We start from the raw sequence: 19,481 nt of genomic DNA, 5'->3' as shown, positions 1-19,481 counted from the left end.
GGGCGGGGCTCAATTCGCGTCGAGGTAGCGTTGGGGATTCGCCGCGAAGTGATCTTGGCACCACTGGCTACAGAAGTAGTGGGTCTTCCTTTCAAATTCGGTCTTCAGCGCGGTTGTTTCACTGACTCCCATTTCGCAGACCGGGCAGAGCGAATATCCTGGAACTTGAGCGGGCTTCCGGGCGAATTCGGCATTGCTCTGCGGATGCATCCAGCCAGTGCCTTGGTATTCGAGATACCGCGCGGTTTGCAGCGTCGCCTCTCGGCCGTAGTAGCGTTCGACCACGCGCAGGGCGAGATCGACGCCCGAAGTCAGGCCGCCGGCGGTGGCGATCTTGCCATCCTCGACGTAACGGACGCCGCGGACCACGTTCACCTTCGGGAACTCCGCGCGCAGGGTGGTATAGCCGCCATGGTGGGCGGTGGCGGTTTTGCCGTCGAGCAGGCCAGCCTGGCCGAGAACAAGGGACCCGTTGCAAACAGACATCGTGACAGCGGTGTCTGCTTGCGCCGCGCGCAACCACTCGAGCGCGGAGGGGGCGAGCTTTTCCAGGTCTATGGCCGGTACCACGATGACATCGGGCGCGGGAGCGTCGGCGAAGGCGTGGTTGGGCATCACGGTCAGGCCGCCTGAGACGGTGACCGGCTCCTTCGCCGCGGCGACGGTGTAGAGCTTGAAGGGTCTCCGGTAATCCTGGCCGACAAACACGTATTCGAACACCCCCCATGGGCCGGCGAAATCGACCACTTCCGCTCCGGGCGAGAGGAGGAAAGCGACGCGGATTTCACCGTTCGCGGGGACCGCGAGTGGGGCGGTGAGCCGGGCATCCGGCACGGCGTCAGCGTCGGGGGAAGGCGCGGCGGAAGCAACAAGACCGGCCAGCGCCAGCCAGGCGACGATGGGAAGCAGGAGCCGAACAGCAGGCCGGGATTTCATGGGTGGATCCGGTTAATATTCGACGCGCGCGCTGAACGTGAACGTGCGCGGCTTGCCGGGGGCGATCCAGTCCTTCACGAACTGGTGGCTGCCGGTGTAGAAGCGGCGGTCGAGGACGTTGTCCACGTTGAGCTGGAGGGTGACGCGGGCGATGCCGGCGGTGAAGTCGTAGGAGAGCATCGCGTCGGTGCGGGCATAGCCGGGGAGCTGGAAGGTGTTGGCCTGGTCGCCCTGGCGCTGGCCCTGGGCGAAGACGCCGGCGCCGACGGCCCACCCGCCGGCGAGCTGGTAGCGGGTCCAGAGGCTGCCGGAGGTGCGCGGCACGTTGGCCAGGCGGGTACCCTGGTAGAACGGATCCTTCGTGACTTCCGCCTCGGTGTAGGCGGCGGAGGCGATGACGGAGAGCTCGTCGGTGACGCGGCCGAGGAAGTCCCACTCGACGCCGCGCGAGCGGGCCTCGCCGATGGTCTGGATGGTGACCGGGTAGAGCGAGTAGTCGGTGCGGTTGCTCTTGGTCAGCTCGTAGACCGAGAGGGTCGTGGTGAGGCGCTGGTCGGGCGCGGTGTAGCGCCAGCCGGCCTCGACCTGGCGGGCCGTCTCGGCGTCGAGCGGGGTGCCGTCGACGTTGCGGCCGTTGTTGGCGGCGACGGCGTCCTGGTATTGGGCGAAGAGCACGTGGCCCGGACGGACCTCCCAGACGAGGCCGGCGCGCGGCGTGACGAAGGATTCCTTGTTCGCCTGCGTGCCGGGCGCGGCGAAGATCGCGCTGGTCCGGTCGTAGCGCAGGGCGCCGACGAGGTGCACCCCGTGGCCGAGGGCGACCTGGTCGTTGACGTATACGCTGGTCCAGCGGTTATGGTCGTCGTATTCCACCGGCATGGCCATCGCCGGGTCGAAGCGGGGCGTCTGGCTGAAGTCGGGGTTGAAGATGTTGACCGAGTTGAGCTGCTGGAAGTAAGTCGTGCCGGTCTTGCGGCCGTAGTAGGTGTCGAAGCCGGCGAGAAGGGTGTGGCCGAGGGATCCGGTCTCGAACTTGCCGGTGAGGTCGAGGGTGAACTGGTCGAGGCGGTAGCGGCCGTCGGGGCGGATGTAATAGTAGTAGCGGGCGAGCTCGTTGGCGACGGCGATGCGGTCCTCGCCGGTCGTTAGGTCAGAACGCCATGGGGAAATGTCCATCTCGTGGGTGTCGGCTTCGAGGGTGAGCGCGCGGGCTTTGAGCGACCAGGCGTCGTTGAGCTGGCGGCGGAACTCGAGGAGGGCGGAGGTGGTGTCGATGGTGGACAGCTCGGGGGCGTCGTTGAACTGGCGCGAGTCGGGCAGGTTGGCCGGACGGTTGCCAAGGGCGGGCACGCCATAGTCGTTGCGGTATTCCTGCTCGACGCGGTCGACGGTGAGGCTGACGCGCGTTTTCGCGTCGGGCGCCCACACGGCGCCGGCGCTGAGGCCGAGGATGTTTTCGACGACGAAGTCGCGGTCGCTCTCGACGCGGGTGGTCGAGGCGGCGAGGCGGCCGAAGAGGGCGCGGCCGGTGCCGAGCGGGCCGCTGCCCTCGGCGATGACGCGGTAGGCGCCGGTATCGGCGGCGGTGCCTTCGAGGCTGAAGCGGGTGGTCTCGCTAACGGGGCGGGAGACGACGTTGACGAGGCCGCCGGGCTCGCCGCGGCCGAAGAGGACGGAGTCGGGGCCCTTGACGACCTGGACGCTCTCGACGTTGGCCATGTTGACCGGGATGCCCTGGACCTTGGTGCCGTTGAGGTAGTAGCTCGACATGCCGGACATCATGCCCATCGCGGTCATGGAGGTGGTCTGGAAGCCGCGGAGGATGAGGAGGGGAGCGCTGCTGCCGTTGAACCCGAAGTCGGTGGCGGTGCCGGAGACGTTGCGGGTGGCCTCGGCGAGGGTGAGGACCTTTTGGTCGTCGAGGACGGCGCGGGGCACGACGGCGAAGGACTGGGCGGCGAGCCGGGGGTCCACGCCGGTCTTGTCGGCGAGGGAGGAGAGGTCATCTGGCCGGGAGCCGGTGACGGAGTAAGGTTCGAGCTTGAGGACCGGGCCGGTGGCAGGGGCGGCGGTCTGGGCGGAGAGGGCGGCCGGCGCGAGGGCCAGCAGGGCGACGATGACGGGGCGGGGGAGTTGCATGGTACGTGGTGGTAAAGGTTACTTCTGGTTGAGTTCGGCCCAGGTCCACGGGGTGGGGCGCTGGACATTTTTGCGGACCGTGGTGACGGCCTGGTCTGAAACGGGGGAGGCACCGTTGCCCCAGGTGTGGCGGACGTAGGTGAGGACCTTGGCGATCTCATGGTCCTTCAGGATCGGGCCCTGGGGTGGCATGACCGAGTTGAAGGTCTTGCCCGCGACCTCGATCGGGCCCTGCAGACCGTGGAGGACGATGCGGATGAGACGGTCGGGATCGCCGGCGATGACCTCCGAGCCGTTGAGCGGGGGGAAGGCGGCGGGCACGCCCTTGCCGTCGGCCATGTGGCAGACGATGCAAACGCGCTGGTAGACGGCCTTGCCGGCGGCGAGCTCGGCCTCGGTTGCCGGGGCGGGGGCCGCGGCGGGAGCAGCCGGGGCCCCCGGCGCCGCAGAAGCGGGAGCCGCCGTCGACGCGACGGTGGTTTTTTCCGCCGGACCGCAGCCGGTCAGGGCGAGCGTGAGAAGGGACAGGGCGAGAGTGAGGAGACGTGGGGGGAGGTTCATACGTGGGTGTTTTCGGGCAGAGGAAGGTTCGGGCCGTCGCTTTCGTCGTCATCGGACGGGCGGCGGACCGGGGTGGAGCAGGTGAGTTGGTGGAAAGCCAGATCGAGCCGGTGGGCGGCGAGCAGGCCGGAGACAAGGGCCAGCGGCTGCAGCAGCGGCAGCCAGGGGTTGTCATGCCAAAACAGGAGCGCGAGGAAGCCGGGCGTCGCGCCGATGCCGGTGCCGAGAGTCGGGCGGAGGGCGGCTTGGAAGGTCCAGCTGAAGCCGGTCTGTCCCAGGTCGGGGGCGAAGCGCCATTCGCTGGCGGCGAACACAACCCAGATCAGGAGGAGGCTGGCGGACGGCAGGAGGGAAGCGGAGACGGGGCGAGGCAGGCCGGCCAGGGCCAGCGCAAGGCCGGCCACGCCGGCCGCTAGCCCGACCGACTCGACCCAGACGCGCCGGGCCCGCCAGCTGCTGGCAGTAGCCAGGAGGAGAACGGCAGTGGCCAGCAGCGGTGGGAGGGCGGCAGAGAGCGGGGCCGGCGGGTGCATCAGCGGAAGGAGCCACCCCCGCACCATGAATGGGATCCACGGGCAGTCCCATTTTGCAGGAGTGGCTCCAAGTCGAAGTTCATCGGGCGGCGGGCGGCGGGGGCTCAGAACGTGTAGCGGGCGCTGAGCTCGAGGTTACGCGGGTCGGCGAGGCGCCACATCGTGGTGCCGGCGACGGGCTGGTATTCCTCGTCGAGGAGGTTGCGGCCGCGCAGGGTGAAAGTGACGTCGTGCCAGGTGTAGCTGGCGCCGGCGTCGACGGTGACGTAGCCCTCGGCGATGACGGAGTTGTTGTTGTTGGCGAAGCGGTCGCTGACATAGCGCACGCCGCCGTTGAGGGCGAAGCCGCCGGGGAAGCGTTTCACGACGAAGGCGCTGGCCACCCACTCGGGGACGTTGGACGGGGTGTTGCCGGTGCGGGAGATCACGCCGGTGCCGAGGTTCTCGGCGAACTTGCCGTACCAGGCGTCGGTCCAGGCGACGTTGCCCTCGAGGCGCCAGCCGTCGGCGGGGGAGAAGCCGGCGGCGAGTTCGACACCGCGGGAATTCTGGGCGCCGATTTGCTGGCTGACGCGCAGGCCGGTGACGGGGTCGAGGGTGGAGGCGAGGATGTTGTTCTTCTCGATGTCGAAGAGGGCGAGGGTGAAGTCGACCTTGCCGTCTGCGAGGGAGCCCTTGGCGCCGACCTCGAACTGGCGGCCGGTCTGGAGGGCGAAGTCGTTGGACGTGGCGGTGAAGCTGACGAGTTGGGTGGTGGGCTCGGCGGCGCGGCTGTAGCTGGCGTAAAGGTTGACGGCCTTGGTGGCGGACCACACGACGCCGGCGCGGCCGGTCAGCGGGGAATAGCTTTTGCGATAGCGCGCGAAGGTCGGGTTGGCCGGGGTGACGAGGGTATCGCGCCGCAGATCGATGCTATCGTGGCGCAGGCCGGCGATAAGCTTAACCGAGTTGGTCAGGTCGAGGGCGTTTTCCACGTAGAAGGCGGCGGTCTCGATGAGGACCTTGGAGGTCTTCATGAAATAATCCGGGTCGCCCGGGCCGGAGGTTTCGGCGGGATTGAGCAGGCTGACGCTGCTGGCGGTGGTGGGCAGGCCGAAGGGCGTGCCGCCGCGGGTGAGGTCGTTGCGCTCGAAGAAGCCGCCGACGATGAGGCGGTTGGGGCGGCCGGCGATCGTGCCGCGGTGGATAAGGTCGAGGCGGTTGCCGGCGAGCACGTCGTCGCGGTAGATGTGCAGGAAGGAGGAGCGGGCGACGAGTTTCGTGACCGGATTCCAGGTGTTGGTCTCGAGGTTGCGCCACTTGAGGAGCTGGGTGGCGACGTAGGCCTCGTTGCGGAGCTCGAGGTCGGGGGTGAGGCGGAGCTCGGCGCGCAGGCGGGAGAAGGTGTTCTCGGTTTTGGCGTAGTTATCGAGGATGTTGTAGTTGGTGGTGCGGGCGGCGGCGACGACGCGCGGGTTCACCATGCGGTCGGTGGCGTTGTTGAAGGTGCGGACCTCGACGTTGGTATTGCCCGGGATCGTGGTGTTGATCACGCCGTCGTAGACGACGGGGTTGCCATAGTAGCTTTCGTTCCAGTCCTTGAGCAGGGTGGTGTTGAAGGAGAGCTTGAGGCGGTCGGTGGCCTGCCAGGCGAGGGCGCCGGCGACGGCGTCGTAGCGTTGGGCGTTGCGGTCGACGTAGCCCGCGGTCTCGTTGTGGCTGTAGTCGACGCGGGCGGTGACGGGGTGCTCCTTGGTCCCGAGCGGGAGCGGGCCGCCCCAGCCGAGGCCGAGCCGGTAGCTGTCCCAGGAGCCGGCGCTGACGAAGGCCTCGCCGCGGGCGACGGGGGAGGGGGCCTTGGAGAGGTAGTTGACGGCGCCGCCGACGGCGCCCTCGCCGAACATGAGGGAGGCAGGGCCCTTGAGGACCTCGACGCGATCGAGGAGGAAGGAGTCGACGGTGCGGGAGGATTGTGACGCGGTGTTCTGGCGGATGCCGTCGCGCATGACGCTGACGCTGTTGGAGCCGAAGCCGCGGGTGGAGTAGGTGGGGATGGAGCCGAATTGGGTGCCGCCGGTCATGCCGACGGCGGCCTCGACGGCCTCGACGGCGGTGCGGAGGCCGCGGAGTTGCATGACCTCCTGGGTGATGACGGAGACGGAGACGGGGAGGTCGCGGTTGGCGAGGCCGAGGCGGGAGCCGGAGGCCGGGGCGGAGTCGAGGGGCAGGGAGAAGACGGCCTCCTTGCCGGCGTTGATCTCGAGCTTGTCGAGCTCGACGGTGGCGGTGGCCGTCTGCGCACGCAGGAGCGTGGCGGAGGCCAGGGTGGATACGGTGAGGAAGGTGCGGAAATGCATGGGAATGGGTGGGTGTGCGCGTTGAGGCGTGCGCACGGACGCGGCCCGACGAGGGCGTGGATCAGGGCAACGCGGCGCGGACGGCGCGCCACGGGGGAGGGCGTCAATCAGGGCGGGAGCGGGCCAGGCCGCGATCATGTCGGGGCATAAAGCCCCTCCCACATCCGAACCAACGCCGGGGCGTCAGGCGCGCGGGGGCGGGACGGGGACCGACTCGGGGCGAATCAGGCCGGCCTCGGCGACGAGGCCCGGCCAGGAAAATTCAGGGGCGACCAGCACGGGGGCGGGCGACCAGTCGGCGATCAGAAGGATTTTCTCGGTGCCGCCGCCGAGCGCGGCGTCGGCCGGCAGTTGCGAGCGGGCGCCATCCTGCCCGCTCTGGGCGAGGGTGCAGAGGTCGCAGGGCGCGCTGCCGTCGAAAGTCAGCTCGAGGGCGTCGGCCACCGGCATGACCTGGGAGTATTCGGAGAACATCTTGGCCCAAGCGACGACCTGCACGACGTTCCAGGCCGCGCCGTTGGCACAGAGCCAGGCGAGGAGGAGGGCGGTCGTGGAAAGCGTGCGGCGCACGGCGGCACACTCCCCATCCCGCTGGTTGAAGCAAAACAAAAAATGCGTGGTCCGATGGTCATCGCCCGCGCTGTTAGGCACCGCAACCGATCTTATGTGCACCCGCGCGGGCGAGAGGAGTTGGCGGGGAGCGGTCGGGGCCACGGGAGCAGGCGCCCGGGCGCAGTCTGATTTTTTTACGGTGCCGGGGGCGAGCCCGGCAGCGGCGTGTTTGCAGCGAGCGGCGCCGGGTCGGCGGGCGGCGCGGTGTGGCGGCGGACGGCGGCGACCAGTTGCGCGGCGGCCGTCGGGGCGTCGACCTTGCTGGCATCGAAGTTTTCCGTCCACAACACGCTCCGGGTTTCCACGGCGTAGAGGCTGGCGGTGAAGACGACGGCGCCCTCGGCCGACGGCCGGCGGGCCACGCCGGTGAGCAGGAAGCGGCTGTGCAGCTGGGTGCCGCGGGCGAGGGCATCGTCCGCGTCCTCGTCTGGCTCCAGCGGCAGAGGGCTGAGCGCGACCTGGTCCGGGGCGGGCTCACGCAAGGGGTCGTAGGTGGCGTCGAAGACGGCGGCGGCGTACCGTTGGGCGGCGGGGTCGTCACCGCCGAAGCTGATGACCGCCAGCGGCCGGCCGATTTGGAAGGTGTGGGCGGCGGCGCCGACCAGGTTTTTGAGGGCGGCCTCGGTGCGGTCGAGGGTCACCGGCTCCATGCGAGGGGTGGTGGCGGCGGGCGAGGTGGCGGCGGTGGGTTGGTCCTGGGCCGGGGACTCTTCGGCCGGGCTGGGATCCGAGAAGATCCAGCCGATGAGCTTGATGATGAGCAGGGCGGCGCCGAAGAGCTGGAGGACGCGCGGCAAGCGGAGCCAGAGGGCGTGGATCAGGTGACCGGCCCAGAGCAAGACATCGTACACAAAGCGGTTTTGCTGGCCGGGCTGCGGGTAGGCGGGGAAGCGGGGGAGCGGCGGCGGGGTGCCGCGGCGGCGGTTCTCGCGGGCCGGAGCGGGGGCCGGTGCCGCGACCGCGGGTCGGCCGGCGGCCGCGGGAGTGTGGGTCTCGCCGGTGGCCAGGCGGGCGGCCAGTTCGCGCAGGGCCGGCGTGGCCGTGCCGCCGGGGGCGCGCAGCCATTGGACGGACAGGAAGCGTTCCGGCACCCGCGCGCCATGGTCGGGGGTGTCGTCGATTACGACGGGCACCAGGAAGAGGACATCGTCCGCCTGGTCGAGGGTGCGCTCGACGGCCAGGCGCCATTCGCGGCGGAAGTAGCCCTCGCGGCGTTGCTCCGTCGTGGCGGAGATGACCGGCATGAAATAGGTGCAGGTGCGGATCTGGTGGCGGATCTTGGCGTCCCAGGCCTCGCCCCCGGCGAGTTCCTCCTCGTCGAGCCAGACATCGAGACCGGCCGCAGCGAGGGTGTCGCGCAGGGCGCGCGCCACGGCCCGGTCGGCTGAGGCGTAGCTCAGGAAGACCGAGGGGGACGGAGGCAAAGGCGGAGGTTCGGGCGGCATGCGCAGTCGGGTAAAGCCGGGCGGGCTTACCGGTGCAATCCAGCATTGGCCGTGCCGGCCGGACCTCAGTTGTGGGGGAGCACGCTGCGGATGACCTGGACGAGGCTGGCGAGCTCGAAGGGTTTCTGGATGAAGCCGGCGAGGCCCTTGCCGATGAAGCGATTGACGGCTTCCTGCTGGTTGAAACCGCTGGTGAGGATGACGCGGACCCCGGGATTGAGGATGCGCATCTGGCGGAAGGTCTCCTCGCCGTCGAGGTGGGGCATGGTGAGATCGAGCAGGACGAGGGTGAAGCGACCGGGCTCGGCGCGGAATTTTTCCATGCCGTCGCGGCCATCGACGGCCGTCACGACGGTGAAACCGAGGCGCTCCATCATGCGGGCGGCGACGGTGCGGACCGTCTCCTCATCATCGACCACGAGCACGACGCCGGAGCCCTGGAAGGGCGCGGTATCGGCGAAGGGTGTGGCGCTGTCCTGCGCCCGGCCGGTGGAGACGGGGAAGAAGAGCTTGAACGTGGTGCCCTTGCCGGGCTCGGAGTAGACCTTCAGGCCGCCCTTGTGGCCGCGGACGATGCCAAGCACGGCGGCGAGGCCGAGGCCGCGGCCGGTGAATTTTGTGGTGAAGAAGGGATCGAAGATCTTGGCGAGGGTGGCGGTGTCCATGCCGCAGCCGTTGTCGCTGACCTCGATGAAGACGTAGTCGCCGAGCGGCGGGGAGGCGTCGGGCCGGAAGCCCTTGATGTATTCGTCGTCGACCCGGGCGATGCCGGTGGAGAGGGCGAGCACGCCGCTGCGGCTGCCGATCGCCTCCGAGCCGTTGATGACCAGGTTCATGATGACCTGGCGCAGCTGGGTGGCGTCGGCCTTGATCACCGGGAGGCTGCGGGCGAGGTTGAAGCGCAGGACGCAGTTCTTCGCGATGGAGATCTGGAGCAGGTGGGTGGTGTCCTCGATGAGCTTGTTGAGGTCGAGGTTCTGGACGACGAAGCGGCCCTTGCCGGAGTAGGCGAGCATCTGCTTGCAGAGGTCGGCGGCGCGGCGGGCGGCGGTCTCGATCTGGTCGAGCATGGGCTGGCCGAGGGAGGAGGGGGGCAGTTCCTGGCGGGCAAGGGAGGCGTTGCCGAGGATGCCGGTGAGCAGGTTGTTGAAGTCGTGGGCGATGCCGCCGGCAAGCACGCCGAGGCTCTCGAGCTTGGCGCTCTCGACCAGCTTGTTCTCGAGCAGGCGGGTCGCGGTGATGTCGCTGACGAAGCCGTGCCAGACGACACTGCCGTCCGGAAGCCGCTCGGGCATGGAGTCGCCGCGGAGCCAGGCGATGGCGCCGCTGGCGCGGCGGATCCGGAACTCGTGGTGGTGGGGCGAGAGGGTGCGGGCGGATGCCTGGATGTCGGCGTTGAGCACCACGAGGTCCTCGGGGATGATCTTGTCGAACAGGGCGGTGACGCTCTCGCGGAGGTCGTCCGGCGCGACTTCAAAAACCTGGCGCGCGCCCTCGCTGGCGAAAGGCATGCAGGCCGTGCCGTCAGGCCGGAGCATGAACTGGTAGATCACCCCCGGCACCTGCCGGTAGATGCGGTCGAGATTGGTGGCGAGGTTCTCGATCCGGGTCTCGTTGCGCCGGTGCTCGGTGATGTCGCGGGCGATCTTGGAGGCGCCCACGATGCGACCGTCGGCGGCGCGGATCGGGGAGATGGTGGCGGAGATGTCGATCAGGGTGCCGTCCTTCCGCCGGCGGATGGTTTCAAAATGACGGACGGTCTCGCCGGCGCGGATGCGGGTGAGGATGAGGCTTTCCTCATTGAACCGGTCGACGGGAAAGAGCTCGGTGATGGGCCGGCCGAGCATCTCGGCGGCGGTGTAGCCGAAGATTCGCTCCGCGCCGCGGTTCCAGTACGTCACCATCCCGTCGAGCGACTTGCCGATGATGGCGTCCTCGGCCGAGTTGACGATGGCCGCGAGGAGGGCGGGGGTATCGTCGGGCGGGGTGCGGCCGGGGACCGGGGATGGCGGCGTGAGGCTCACAGGGAAAACAGCGTCGATGTGGGCGGCGCGGGGAGGCGCCGGCGGTGGTCGTCGGCCGGTCGGGCGGAGAGACGTGAAGACATGATCGCAGGGTGATTAATACTGGCGACTGGCCCGCCCAACCACTGACAGGCAGGGGTGGCCGTGCAAGCTGGAATAGCTCCGCGCTGCGGGTTCGGAGCGAGCTTTTATCGGAGGGCGTGGCTCAGGTGGTCTTGAACACGAAGACCTGGCCTTTCTCCGTGCCGACGGCGAGGCCGGCGTCGTCGGCGCGCCAGGCGAATTTCGTCGCGGAGGAAGGCATGGTCACCTCGGCGACCAGCGGGTTCTTGCGCGAGGGCATCCAGAGGGTGAACTGGCCGTTGGCCGAGCCGGTGGCGAGGAGGCTATGGGCGTGTTGAAAGGCCACGGCGCAGACGCGGGCGTCATGGGGCAGGAGCAGCGGCTCGCGGCCTTCGGGGCCGGCGCCGGCGCAATCCCAGACGCAGGCGTCGCGGCCGCCGCCGGTGGCGAGCCACTTCGAATCGTGGCTGAAGGAGAGTTCCTTGAGGCGGGTCTCATAGCCGCTCATGTGCAACTCGAGGTCGGCTTCGGCCGGGGCCCAGAGGTGGACGGCGTTGTCGTGGCAGCCGGCGACGAGCCAGCGGCTGTCGGGCGACCAGGTGAGCGCGTAGATGGCGTTGCCGTAAGGGAATTCCTTGCAGGCGGTGAACGTGGTCGCGTCCCAGGTGCAGACCCCGCCGAAGTAGGCGGCGGCGAGGACGGAGGACGGAGAGACCGACAGGGCGGAGATGGTCTTCGGCGCGTCGGGGAAGGCGTGGGCGCTGGAGCCGTCCGGATGGAGGGCGACAAGTTTTTTGCCGGCGGCGGCGAAGAGGCGGGGGGCGGACGCGGGCTGGCCCGCGTCCGATGCAGCGCCCGCGAGCGGGCTGCCCACAGGGAACCAGCACAGGTGTTCGACCCAGGCGGGGCCGATTTTCACCTCGGCGGTCTGGCGGCCGGTGAGTGCGTCCCAGAAGCGCACGCAGCCGTCCTGGCCGCCGGTGGCGAGCAGGGAGGTGGGGGCTGGGGCGGGTGACCAGGCGAGGCAGTTAGCGCCATCGGCGTGGCCAGGGAGCTGGTGTCGCACGGCGCCGGTGGCGGCGTCAAAGAGGGTGATGCCGCCGGCGGCGGAGGCGGCGGCCAGGAGCGTGCCGTCGGGGGACCAGGCGAGGTCGATGGCGTAGTCGTCGAGAGTCGCGGCCCAGTGCTTGGCAAAATTCATACCCTGTAGCGAGTAGCGGGTAGCGGGGAGTGAGTAGAGCAGAAAATCCCGGCGGCGGGCCAAGAATGTCCATTACGATGGTGGTATTTGCACAACGCCGGCCTTGCCTCGACCGGGGGCGACACTTTGCTGGTTTGGTTCTGTCCGCCCGACAACCCCGATCCCCCTGCGTCATGCCCCTGTCCACGCGTCCGCTTGTTGCCCTGATCCTGTTTTCGTTGCTGCCCGTTGCGCTTTGCGCCCAAGCGGTGGCGCCCGGCGCCGAGACCCCGCCGGCGCCCGCGCTCGTGCCGGTCGCGGGGTTCGCGGTGCCGGAGGGGTTTGAAATCACGCTGTGGGCCCAGGCGCCGCAGCTGCGGAACCCGACGAACATGGACGTGGACTACCGGGGCCGCATCTGGGTGACCGAGGGCGTGAACTACCGCAGTCACGACGACCGGGACAAGGCCGGCGACCGCATCGTGGTGCTGGAGGACACCGACGGCGACGGCACGGCCGACTCCAGCCATGTGTTCATCCAGGAGCCGGCGCTCGGCGCCCCGTTGGGCATCGCGGTGATCGACAACCGCATCATTGTCTCCAACGCCCCCGACCTGATCGTCTACACCGACGTGGACCGCAATGCGCGCTGGGATGCCGCCATCGACAAGCGCGAGGTGCTGCTCACCGGCTTCAACGGCCGCAACCACGACCACTCGCTCCACTCCGTGACGGTCGGTCCGGACGGCCGCTGGTATTTTTCGCAGGGCAACAACAGCGCGCATTTCACCGACCGCGCGGGCAAGACCTTCCGCGTCGGCAGTTCCTACGAGCCCACCTGGGGCAAGGCCGCGCCGCAGATCTACAGCTGGAAGCCCACCCAGCTCGCCGGCGCCAAGAGCGACGACGGTCACGTCTATGTCGGCGGCTTTACCGTCCGCATGAAGCCGGACGCCACGGGCACCGAGATCATCGGCTACAATTACCGCAACAGCTACGAGCAGACCGTCACCTCCTATGGCGACGTGTTTCAGAATGACAACGACGACCCGCCGGCGAGCCGCACCTCCTTTGTGCTCGAGTACGGCAACGCCGGATTCTTCTCCAAGGACGGCAAGCGCATGTGGAATGCCGACCGCCGGCCGGGCCAGGACATTCCGACCGCGGAGTGGCGCCAGGAAGACCCGGGCGTGATGCCCTCGGGCGATGTCTATGGCGCGGGGGCGCCGACCGGCATCGCGTTCTACGAGGGTGATGCGTTCGGGCCCGAGTGGCGCGGCCTGCTCCTGAGCGCCGAGGCGGCGCGCAACACGATCTTCGGTTACAAGCCGCAGGCGGCCGGCGCGGGCTTCAAGCTGGAGCGCATGCATTTCGCCACGAGCAATCCCGGGCAGGATCTGGCCGGCACCGATGCCCTGCGGGGCAAGACCAGCAGCGAGATCAACACCTTCTTCCGTCCGTCGGATGTGATGGTCGGGCCGGACGGGGCCGTTTACATTGCCGACTGGTTCGACCCGCGCGTGGGCGGGCACCAGGATTTCGACAACCTGACCGCCGGGGCGATCTACCGCGTGGCGCCGAAGGGTTTCAAATCCGTCGTGCCGACGTTCGACCTCGCCACGACGGCGGGGCAGCTCACGGCGCTGCGCAGCCCGGCGGTGAACGTGCGCGCGCTTGGCTTCAACGCCCTGAAGGCGCAGGGGGCCGCGGCCATCGGGCCGGTGGCCTCATTGCTGCAGGAGACCAATCCCTATATCCGGGCCCGCGCCATCTGGCTGCTGGCCGAGCTCGGGGCCGACGGCCTCGCGCAGGTCGAGGCATTGCTGGGCCACGCCGATGCGGCGACCCGGCTGACGGCGTTCCGGGCGCTGCGCCGTCAGGATCACCGGGTCTTGGTGCACGCCGCGACGCTGGCCGCGGATCCTTCACCGGTGGTTCGCCGCGAGGTGGCCGTGGCGATGCGTGACGTGCCGCTGGCCGCCGCCCGGGACATCCTGCTGGCGCTGGCCAAGGGTTACGATGGCTCCGACCGCACCTATCTTGAAGCGTGGGGCATCGGCTGCACCGGCAAGGTAACGGAAATCGCCGCCGCGATGCTGGCCGCGCACGCGGGCGTCGACCCGCTCCAATGGACGCCGGCCTACACGGGATTGCTCTGGCGGCTCACACCGGCGGCGGCCGCGCCGCAGTTTGCCGCGCGGGCGGCGGCAGCCTCCCTGATGGAGAAGGACCGCCTCGCGGCCGTCACGGCGCTGGGTTTCATGTCATCGAAGGAAGCGGCCATGGCCCTGGTGGATCTCGCCCAGAAGGGTGACGGGCTCGTGCAGCGACAGGCATTCTGGTGGCTGCTGAATTACAAGAACACGCGTTGGGCCGGCCACGGTCTCGACGCGGAGCTGAAGGCCCGCGGTCTGTATGATCCGGCGACGGTGGTGGTCACCGAGAGTGTCGTGCCCGTGCCCGAGCCGAGCCAATTGCCGTCGGTGGCAGAGATCGCGGCGCTGGTCGGCGATGCGTCGCGCGGGGCGGCCCGGGTGGTGGCCTGTTACCTGTGTCACCGTATCGGCGAGCAAGGCGTGGATTACGGTCCGAATATCACGTCGTTCGCCAAGTTCCAGACGACCGAGGTCGTGATCGGCGCCATCGTGAACCCGTCGGGTGACATCGCCCATGGTTACGAGGGTACGGCGGTGACCCTCAAGGACGGCAAGGTGGTGCAGGGCATGGTGGTGTCCGACAGCGATCCGCTCGTGGTCATGAGCATGGGTGGGGTCACGCAACTGATCCCGGCCGACCGCGTGGAGAGGAAGCAGCGCCTGAACCGCTCGCTGATGCTCAACGGCGAGCAGCTCGGGCTGGACGCCCAGGGGGTGGCGGACGTGGTGGCATACCTCAAAGGACTTTGAGGAGTACCCGGTAGTTAGTAATTGGTATTTAGGAGGAGAGGCCGGGGTCTCTCTGCCTTGGGCCCAATTACTGATTACCAACTACCAACTGCTCGCCCGCTGGGCGGGCGTCAGAATGCATCCGCGTCGCGATAGGCGCGGATGACAGCGGTCTCGCCGTCGGCGCCGGGGAGGGAGTTGCCGTGTTCCATGCCGACGACGCCGGTGAAGCCCCGGCGGTGGAGGTGACGGAAAACGTTGCGGTAATTGATCTCGCCAGTGCCGGGTTCCTTGCGGCCGGGGTTGTCGCCGGCCTGGAAGTAGGCGATCTCGTCCCAGCAGCGGTCGATGTTGGGAATCAGGTTTCCCTCGGTGATCTGCTGGTGGTAGATATCGAAGAGGATCTTGCACGACGGGCTGTTGACGGCCTTGCAGAGCGCGTAGGCCTGGTCGGATTTCTGGAGGAAGACCCCGCCGTGGTCGCGATACCAGTTGAGCGGCTCGAGGACCATGATGAGCCCGTGGGGTTCGAGGAGGGCGGAACACTCGCGCAGCAGGGCGATGACATTGGCCGTCTGGTAACCCTCGGCGAGGCGGGGGCCGCCGTAGCGGTTCCAGCGTTCGGTCTTGTCCGATTGTTGGTCGACGGAGCCGGGCACGACGGTGAACCATTTCGCGCCGCAGCGGCCGGCGACCTCGACGGCGTTCCGGATGCTGGCGAGGACCTGTTCGCGGTAGGCCGGCTTGGCCACGGCGAAGGTTGGTTCGTCGAAACTCGCATGGGCTACGAACACGCCCATCTGCATCTGGCGGTCGCGCAGCAGGGAGCCGATCGCCTCCTGTTCGGCGGCGGGGCGGCCGGAGATGCCGTTGTCCTCCCAGGCAGTGAAGCCCTGGTCGGCGGCGAACTTGATCTCGTCGAGGACGCCGCCGGGGGCGGAGGTCGAGAACATGCCCGGGTGCGGGCCGTAGCCGAGGCGGAAGCGGGGATTACCCTTGGGCGCGAAGGCCTGGGCGGCGAGGCGCGAGGAGCCGGCCAAGAGTGCGGCGCCGGTGGCGGCGAGGGCGGAGGAGACGAAGGTGCGGCGGTTCATGGGGTGGGGTGAAACGAAAGGGGCCGACGACGAAGAACGCCGGTCAGGCTGCATGCGCCGGTGCGACTGGTCAAAACAAAGCCGAGGGGGCGGGCTGAGTGAAGGGCAGGTTCCACCTGATCAGCTCAGGCCAGGACTTTCGACAGGCTCAGGTCAGGACCATCGACGAGCTCAGGCTAGAACCTTTGACGGGCTCAGGTCAGGGCCATCGACAGGCTCAGGCCAGGCAGGCTTTGAAACCCTCGGTGAGGGCGGCGCGGTCGAGGTTCTTGCCGATGAAGACGAGGGTGTTGGTGCGGTTCTCGCCGTCCTTCCACTCGCGGTCGAACTTGGCGTCGAAGAGCATGTGTACGCCCTGGAAGACGAGGCGCTTCTTCGTGCCCTTGACGACGAGCACGCCCTTCATGCGGAAGATGTCGCCGCCCTTGGTCTTGAGGAGCTCGCTGATCCACTCGTTGAGTTTCTTGCCGTCGAGCTCGCCCGCGACGCTGATGCCGACGGAGGAGACGGCCTCGTCGTGTGAATGCTCGTGGCGGAAGGTTTTGTCCCAGCCGTAGCGCACGACGGAGCCCGTGGCGTCCCGCAGGTGCGTCGGCACGTCGTGACCCGTGAAGAGAAGGTAGCGGCCGGTGGCGGGGAGGGTGACCTTGAACTTGCCGTGCTCGTCCTTGAGTTTCAGGCGGTGGAGGGTGGCGCCGGCGGTGATGGTCTCGCCGGGGAGGACGATCTTCTCCCAGTCGGAGAAGAGGAGGACGGTGGCGTTGATGCAGGCGGCGAGATCCTTCTCGGCGAGGCTCTTCAGCGGCATGACCACCACATCGAGTTCGTTGTGGTTGTGGCCGCAGTCGGGGCCGCACTCGTGATCGTGGTCGTGTCCGTGATCATGGCCGTGGTGGTGGTCCCCGTGGGCGTGGCCGATTTCCAATTCGTAATCCCCGGCAGGCAGCTCGTAGGCACCGGCCCATTCAAAGGGATATTCCATCTCGAGGAACTGCGGGTCGACGTCGACGGCACGCTCGAGGTTGAAGCCGCCGACGTTGAGCACCTTGTCGATCGGGAGTTCGGCGTTCTTCGTGCGGTGGATCTTGGCGACGGCGTTGACCAAGCGGAGGCGTTTTTCCAGCGCGTCGAGCTCGGCGGGGGCGACGAGGTCGGTCTTGTTGAGGATGATGACATCGGCGAAGCCGATCTGCTTCATGGCCTCGGGGGAGTCGTCGAGGTGGAGGAGGATGTGCTTGGCGTCGACGAGCGTGACGATGGCGTCGAGGGCGAACTGTTCCTTCATCTCCGGATCGGTGAAGAACGTCTGGGCGACGGGGGCGGGGTTGGCCAGGCCGGTGGTCTCGATGAGAATGGCGTCGAGGCGGTCCTTGCGCTTCATGAGCCGGCCGAGGATGCGGAGGAGGTCGCCGCGGACGGTGCAGCAGATGCAGCCGTTGTTCATCTCGAAGATCTCCTCGTCGGACTGAATGACGAGCTGGTTGTCCACGCCGACCTCGCCGAACTCGTTCTCGATGACGGCGATCTTTTTGCCGTGCTGCTCGGTGAGGATGCGGTTGAGCAGGGTGGTTTTGCCGGCGCCGAGGAAGCCGGTGAGGACGGTGACGGGGATGGGGGGGAGGGACATCGGAAGGACCCGCCTACGCCGAGGCTACGGCGCGGCAAGCGGGGAGGGAGAGCAAAGCTGACGAAACGCGGATTGCAACCCGGCGCTCCGCCGGCGGGGGGCGGGCGCTTTTCGAGGCGCGGACCGGGAACGGCCTAGGGGCGACGGACGGGCTTCGCCTCGGCTACGGGCTGCCCGGTGGGCGCCGGCGGTTGGTCGGTGCCGACGATAAGGCAGAGCAGGGCGAGAATGAGGCAGCAGACGATCATGGGCTGGGCGGACTCATCACTCTAGCGGAGCAGGCCGAAACACGCCATACGCGTTAATACGCAAACCGGGGCCGGGCGCGCGGGGGAGGCGGACGGAGGATCTCGTTTCCTTCGACGGCCCGAACCAGCGCCTTGGGGGCAAGTCGCTCCACCCGGATGGTTGGGTCCGGACTTGCGGACGTCCGGGAGAATGCGCTGTTTGGGGGCATGCGTGACGCCCCGCCCCAACCGACCGAGCCCCGGCCCGGCCTTTATCGCCACTACAAGGACAACCCCTACCGGGTGACGGGGCTGGCCCTGCACACGGAGACCAACGAGTGGATGGTGGTCTATGAGGCGCTGTATGGCGGCGGCGGGATGTTTGTGCGACCGGCGGCGATGTTCGTCGAGATGGTCGAGGTCGGCGGTCGGCGCGTGCCTCGGTTTGCGCGGACGGGCGACTAGGCCGGTCCGGGCGTCGGCGGATTTCTCAAGGGCAGGAGCAGCACCTTGTCCACGCGGAGGCCGTCCATGTCGATGATCTCGACCGTGTAGCCGTGGAGTTGGAAAGTCTCGCCCTCGGCGGGCACGTGGCCGAGGTGTTTGACGATGAAACCGGCGAGGGTCTGGTAGTCACGCTGGGCGGCGGGTGGCAGCGGGAAGTCGGTCACGGCCTGGACAAAGTCTTCGGCCGCGATCAGGCCGTCCACGAGCCAGGAGCCGTCGTCGCGGCGCACGGCCTTGGGTTTCAGGCGGTCCTCCGGCGAGGGTAGCTCGCCGACGATGGCCTCCATGATGTCGTGCAGGGTGACCAGGCCCGCGATGGCTCCGAACTCGTCGCTGACGAGGGCGACATGTTTGCCGGTGGCCTTGAATTTCTCGAGCAGGGAGGAGACAGGTTGGGACGCGGGGACGACGAGGGCGGGGGTGATGAGGTCGCGCACGTTGACCGGGACCCCGGCGGCGAGGTTGGCGTAGATGGCCTTCACGGTGACGGTGCCGATCACGTTGTCGCGCCGGTCCTCGTAGACAGGAAAGGTCGTGTGGGCGCTGACGACGATGCGATGCCAGATGGTTTCGTGGGAATCATGGGCGTTGATCCAGATGATCTTGGCGCGAGGGGTCATCAGGTCGTGGACGGGCAGGCGGTCGAAGGCCATGACGCTTTCAATCATGGCGGGCTCCTGGGCGTGAAACACGCCGACGCGCATGCCCTCGCGGACGAGCAGGCGGACGTCTTCCTCGGTGACCTTGACCTCGGGTTCGGGCTTGATGCGGCAGAGGGCGAGCAGGGCGTCGGTGGACGTGCCGAGCAGACTCACGAGGGGCGAGCCGAGGCGGGAGAGAAAATACATCGGGCCGGCGAGGGCGCGGGCGACGCCTTCCGGGTGGCCGAGGCCGATGCGTTTGGGCACGAGTTCGCCGATGACCAGGGTGAAGTAGGTCAGCACCACGACGACGAGGCCGAGGGCGAGCTGGTCCGCGTAGGGCGCGAGCCAGGCGATCTGGGCCAGCGGAACCGCGAGTTTATCGCCGAGGGCGGCACCGCCGAAGGCCGCGGCCAGGACCCCGACCAGGGTGATGCCGATCTGGACGGTGGCGAGGAAGGTGTTGGGGGACTCGGCCAGTTGCAGGGCGCGCAGGGCGGCAGGGTCGCCATGGTCCGCGAGCTGGCGGAGGCGGTTCTTGCGGGCGGACACGATCGCGATCTCGGCCATGGAAAACACGCCGTTGGCCAGGAGGAGGACAAAGATGATGAGGAGTTCGAGGAAGAGGGAGCTCATGGCGAGGGGGAGGGTGGGTCCGTCCCCTTCACCAA

14 protein-coding genes are annotated in these 19,481 nt (G+C 68.3%); 2 read left to right on the top strand and 12 right to left on the bottom strand.

Annotation, left to right across the window (positions count from 1 at the left end; genetic code table 11):
* Positions 1-9: 9 nt before the first annotated feature.
* From Verru16B_RS02780 to Verru16B_RS02740, 9 genes are all read right to left on the bottom strand, one after another.
* Entirely contained in the window at positions 10-936 is a 927-nt protein-coding gene (locus Verru16B_RS02780; RefSeq protein WP_069960856.1) for a DJ-1/PfpI family protein, read from the bottom strand.
* A 12-nt stretch (positions 937-948) separates the two neighbouring features.
* A complete protein-coding gene (locus tag Verru16B_RS02775; protein WP_069960855.1) occupies positions 949-3,075 on the bottom strand; it encodes a TonB-dependent siderophore receptor in 2,127 nt (708 codons plus the stop codon).
* Positions 3,076-3,093: 18 nt separating this feature from the next.
* Positions 3,094-3,636: a c-type cytochrome gene (locus Verru16B_RS02770; RefSeq protein ID WP_069960854.1), complete on the bottom strand. Its 543-nt coding sequence runs from the start codon at positions 3,634-3,636 to the stop codon at positions 3,094-3,096.
* On the bottom strand, positions 3,633-4,169 hold the full coding sequence (locus Verru16B_RS02765; protein WP_157772146.1) for a hypothetical protein: 537 nt from the start codon (positions 4,167-4,169) through the stop codon (positions 3,633-3,635). Before Verru16B_RS02765 ends, Verru16B_RS02770 begins: the two co-directional genes overlap by 4 nt.
* 104 nt (positions 4,170-4,273) lie before the next feature.
* A complete protein-coding gene (locus Verru16B_RS02760; RefSeq protein ID WP_069960852.1) occupies positions 4,274-6,505 on the bottom strand; it encodes a TonB-dependent receptor in 2,232 nt (743 codons plus the stop codon).
* Between the two features lie 183 nt (positions 6,506-6,688).
* Positions 6,689-7,075: a hypothetical protein gene (locus tag Verru16B_RS02755; RefSeq protein ID WP_157772144.1), complete on the bottom strand. Its 387-nt coding sequence runs from the start codon at positions 7,073-7,075 to the stop codon at positions 6,689-6,691.
* A gap of 176 nt (positions 7,076-7,251) precedes the next feature.
* A complete protein-coding gene (locus Verru16B_RS02750; protein WP_169829268.1) occupies positions 7,252-8,541 on the bottom strand; it encodes a toll/interleukin-1 receptor domain-containing protein in 1,290 nt (429 codons plus the stop codon).
* 86 nt (positions 8,542-8,627) lie between these two features.
* A complete protein-coding gene (locus tag Verru16B_RS02745) occupies positions 8,628-10,586 on the bottom strand; it encodes a PAS domain-containing hybrid sensor histidine kinase/response regulator (protein WP_069960849.1) in 1,959 nt (652 codons plus the stop codon).
* 205 nt (positions 10,587-10,791) lie between these two features.
* Entirely contained in the window at positions 10,792-11,850 is a 1,059-nt protein-coding gene (locus Verru16B_RS02740) for a WD40 repeat domain-containing protein (RefSeq protein WP_069960848.1), read from the bottom strand.
* Between the two features lie 173 nt (positions 11,851-12,023).
* Between Verru16B_RS02740 and Verru16B_RS02735 the strand changes: the two genes are divergently transcribed.
* A complete protein-coding gene (locus tag Verru16B_RS02735) occupies positions 12,024-14,735 on the top strand; it encodes a PVC-type heme-binding CxxCH protein (protein ID WP_218918805.1) in 2,712 nt (903 codons plus the stop codon).
* A 110-nt stretch (positions 14,736-14,845) separates the two neighbouring features.
* Here Verru16B_RS02735 and Verru16B_RS02730 read toward each other — a convergent pair whose 3' ends face one another.
* Positions 14,846-15,808: a hydroxypyruvate isomerase family protein gene (locus Verru16B_RS02730; protein WP_069960847.1), complete on the bottom strand. Its 963-nt coding sequence runs from the start codon at positions 15,806-15,808 to the stop codon at positions 14,846-14,848.
* Between the two features lie 217 nt (positions 15,809-16,025).
* Positions 16,026-17,435, bottom strand: coding sequence for a CobW family GTP-binding protein (locus Verru16B_RS02725; RefSeq protein ID WP_069960846.1), 1,410 nt, complete (start codon positions 17,433-17,435; stop codon positions 16,026-16,028).
* 455 nt (positions 17,436-17,890) lie between these two features.
* Here Verru16B_RS02725 and Verru16B_RS02720 point away from each other — a divergent pair, with 455 nt between their 5' ends.
* Positions 17,891-18,127 carry a DUF1653 domain-containing protein gene (locus Verru16B_RS02720; RefSeq protein ID WP_069963572.1) on the top strand — a complete coding sequence of 79 codons (237 nt, stop codon included), beginning with the start codon at positions 17,891-17,893 and terminating at the stop codon, positions 18,125-18,127.
* Here the strand turns inward: Verru16B_RS02720 and Verru16B_RS02715 are convergent.
* A complete protein-coding gene (locus Verru16B_RS02715) occupies positions 18,124-19,446 on the bottom strand; it encodes a hemolysin family protein (protein WP_069963571.1) in 1,323 nt (440 codons plus the stop codon). The two genes, Verru16B_RS02720 and Verru16B_RS02715, sit on opposite strands and share 4 nt — an antisense overlap.
* Positions 19,447-19,481: the final 35 nt, after the last annotated feature.

The sequence above is a fragment of the Lacunisphaera limnophila genome (genome assembly GCF_001746835.1).
Taxonomy (GTDB): domain Bacteria; phylum Verrucomicrobiota; class Verrucomicrobiia; order Opitutales; family Opitutaceae; genus Lacunisphaera; species Lacunisphaera limnophila.
Note: the sequence above shows the minus strand (reverse complement) of the source record. Positions and strands in the feature narration are given on the sequence as shown.

Coding starts and splice junctions, on each gene's coding strand:
- Verru16B_RS02780 (WP_069960856.1), bottom strand. CDS start 936: ATGAAATCCCGGCCTGCTGTTCGGCTCCTGCTTCCCATCGTCGCCTGG.
- Verru16B_RS02775 (WP_069960855.1), bottom strand. CDS start 3,075: ATGCAACTCCCCCGCCCCGTCATCGTCGCCCTGCTGGCCCTCGCGCCG.
- Verru16B_RS02770 (WP_069960854.1), bottom strand. CDS start 3,636: ATGAACCTCCCCCCACGTCTCCTCACTCTCGCCCTGTCCCTTCTCACG.
- Verru16B_RS02765 (WP_157772146.1), bottom strand. CDS start 4,169: ATGCACCCGCCGGCCCCGCTCTCTGCCGCCCTCCCACCGCTGCTGGCC.
- Verru16B_RS02760 (WP_069960852.1), bottom strand. CDS start 6,505: ATGCATTTCCGCACCTTCCTCACCGTATCCACCCTGGCCTCCGCCACG.
- Verru16B_RS02740 (WP_069960848.1), bottom strand. CDS start 11,850: ATGAATTTTGCCAAGCACTGGGCCGCGACTCTCGACGACTACGCCATC.
- Verru16B_RS02735 (WP_218918805.1), top strand. CDS start 12,024: ATGCCCCTGTCCACGCGTCCGCTTGTTGCCCTGATCCTGTTTTCGTTG.
- Verru16B_RS02730 (WP_069960847.1), bottom strand. CDS start 15,808: ATGAACCGCCGCACCTTCGTCTCCTCCGCCCTCGCCGCCACCGGCGCC.
- Verru16B_RS02725 (WP_069960846.1), bottom strand. CDS start 17,435: ATGTCCCTCCCCCCCATCCCCGTCACCGTCCTCACCGGCTTCCTCGGC.
- Verru16B_RS02720 (WP_069963572.1), top strand. CDS start 17,891: ATGCGTGACGCCCCGCCCCAACCGACCGAGCCCCGGCCCGGCCTTTAT.
- Verru16B_RS02715 (WP_069963571.1), bottom strand. CDS start 19,446: ATGAGCTCCCTCTTCCTCGAACTCCTCATCATCTTTGTCCTCCTCCTG.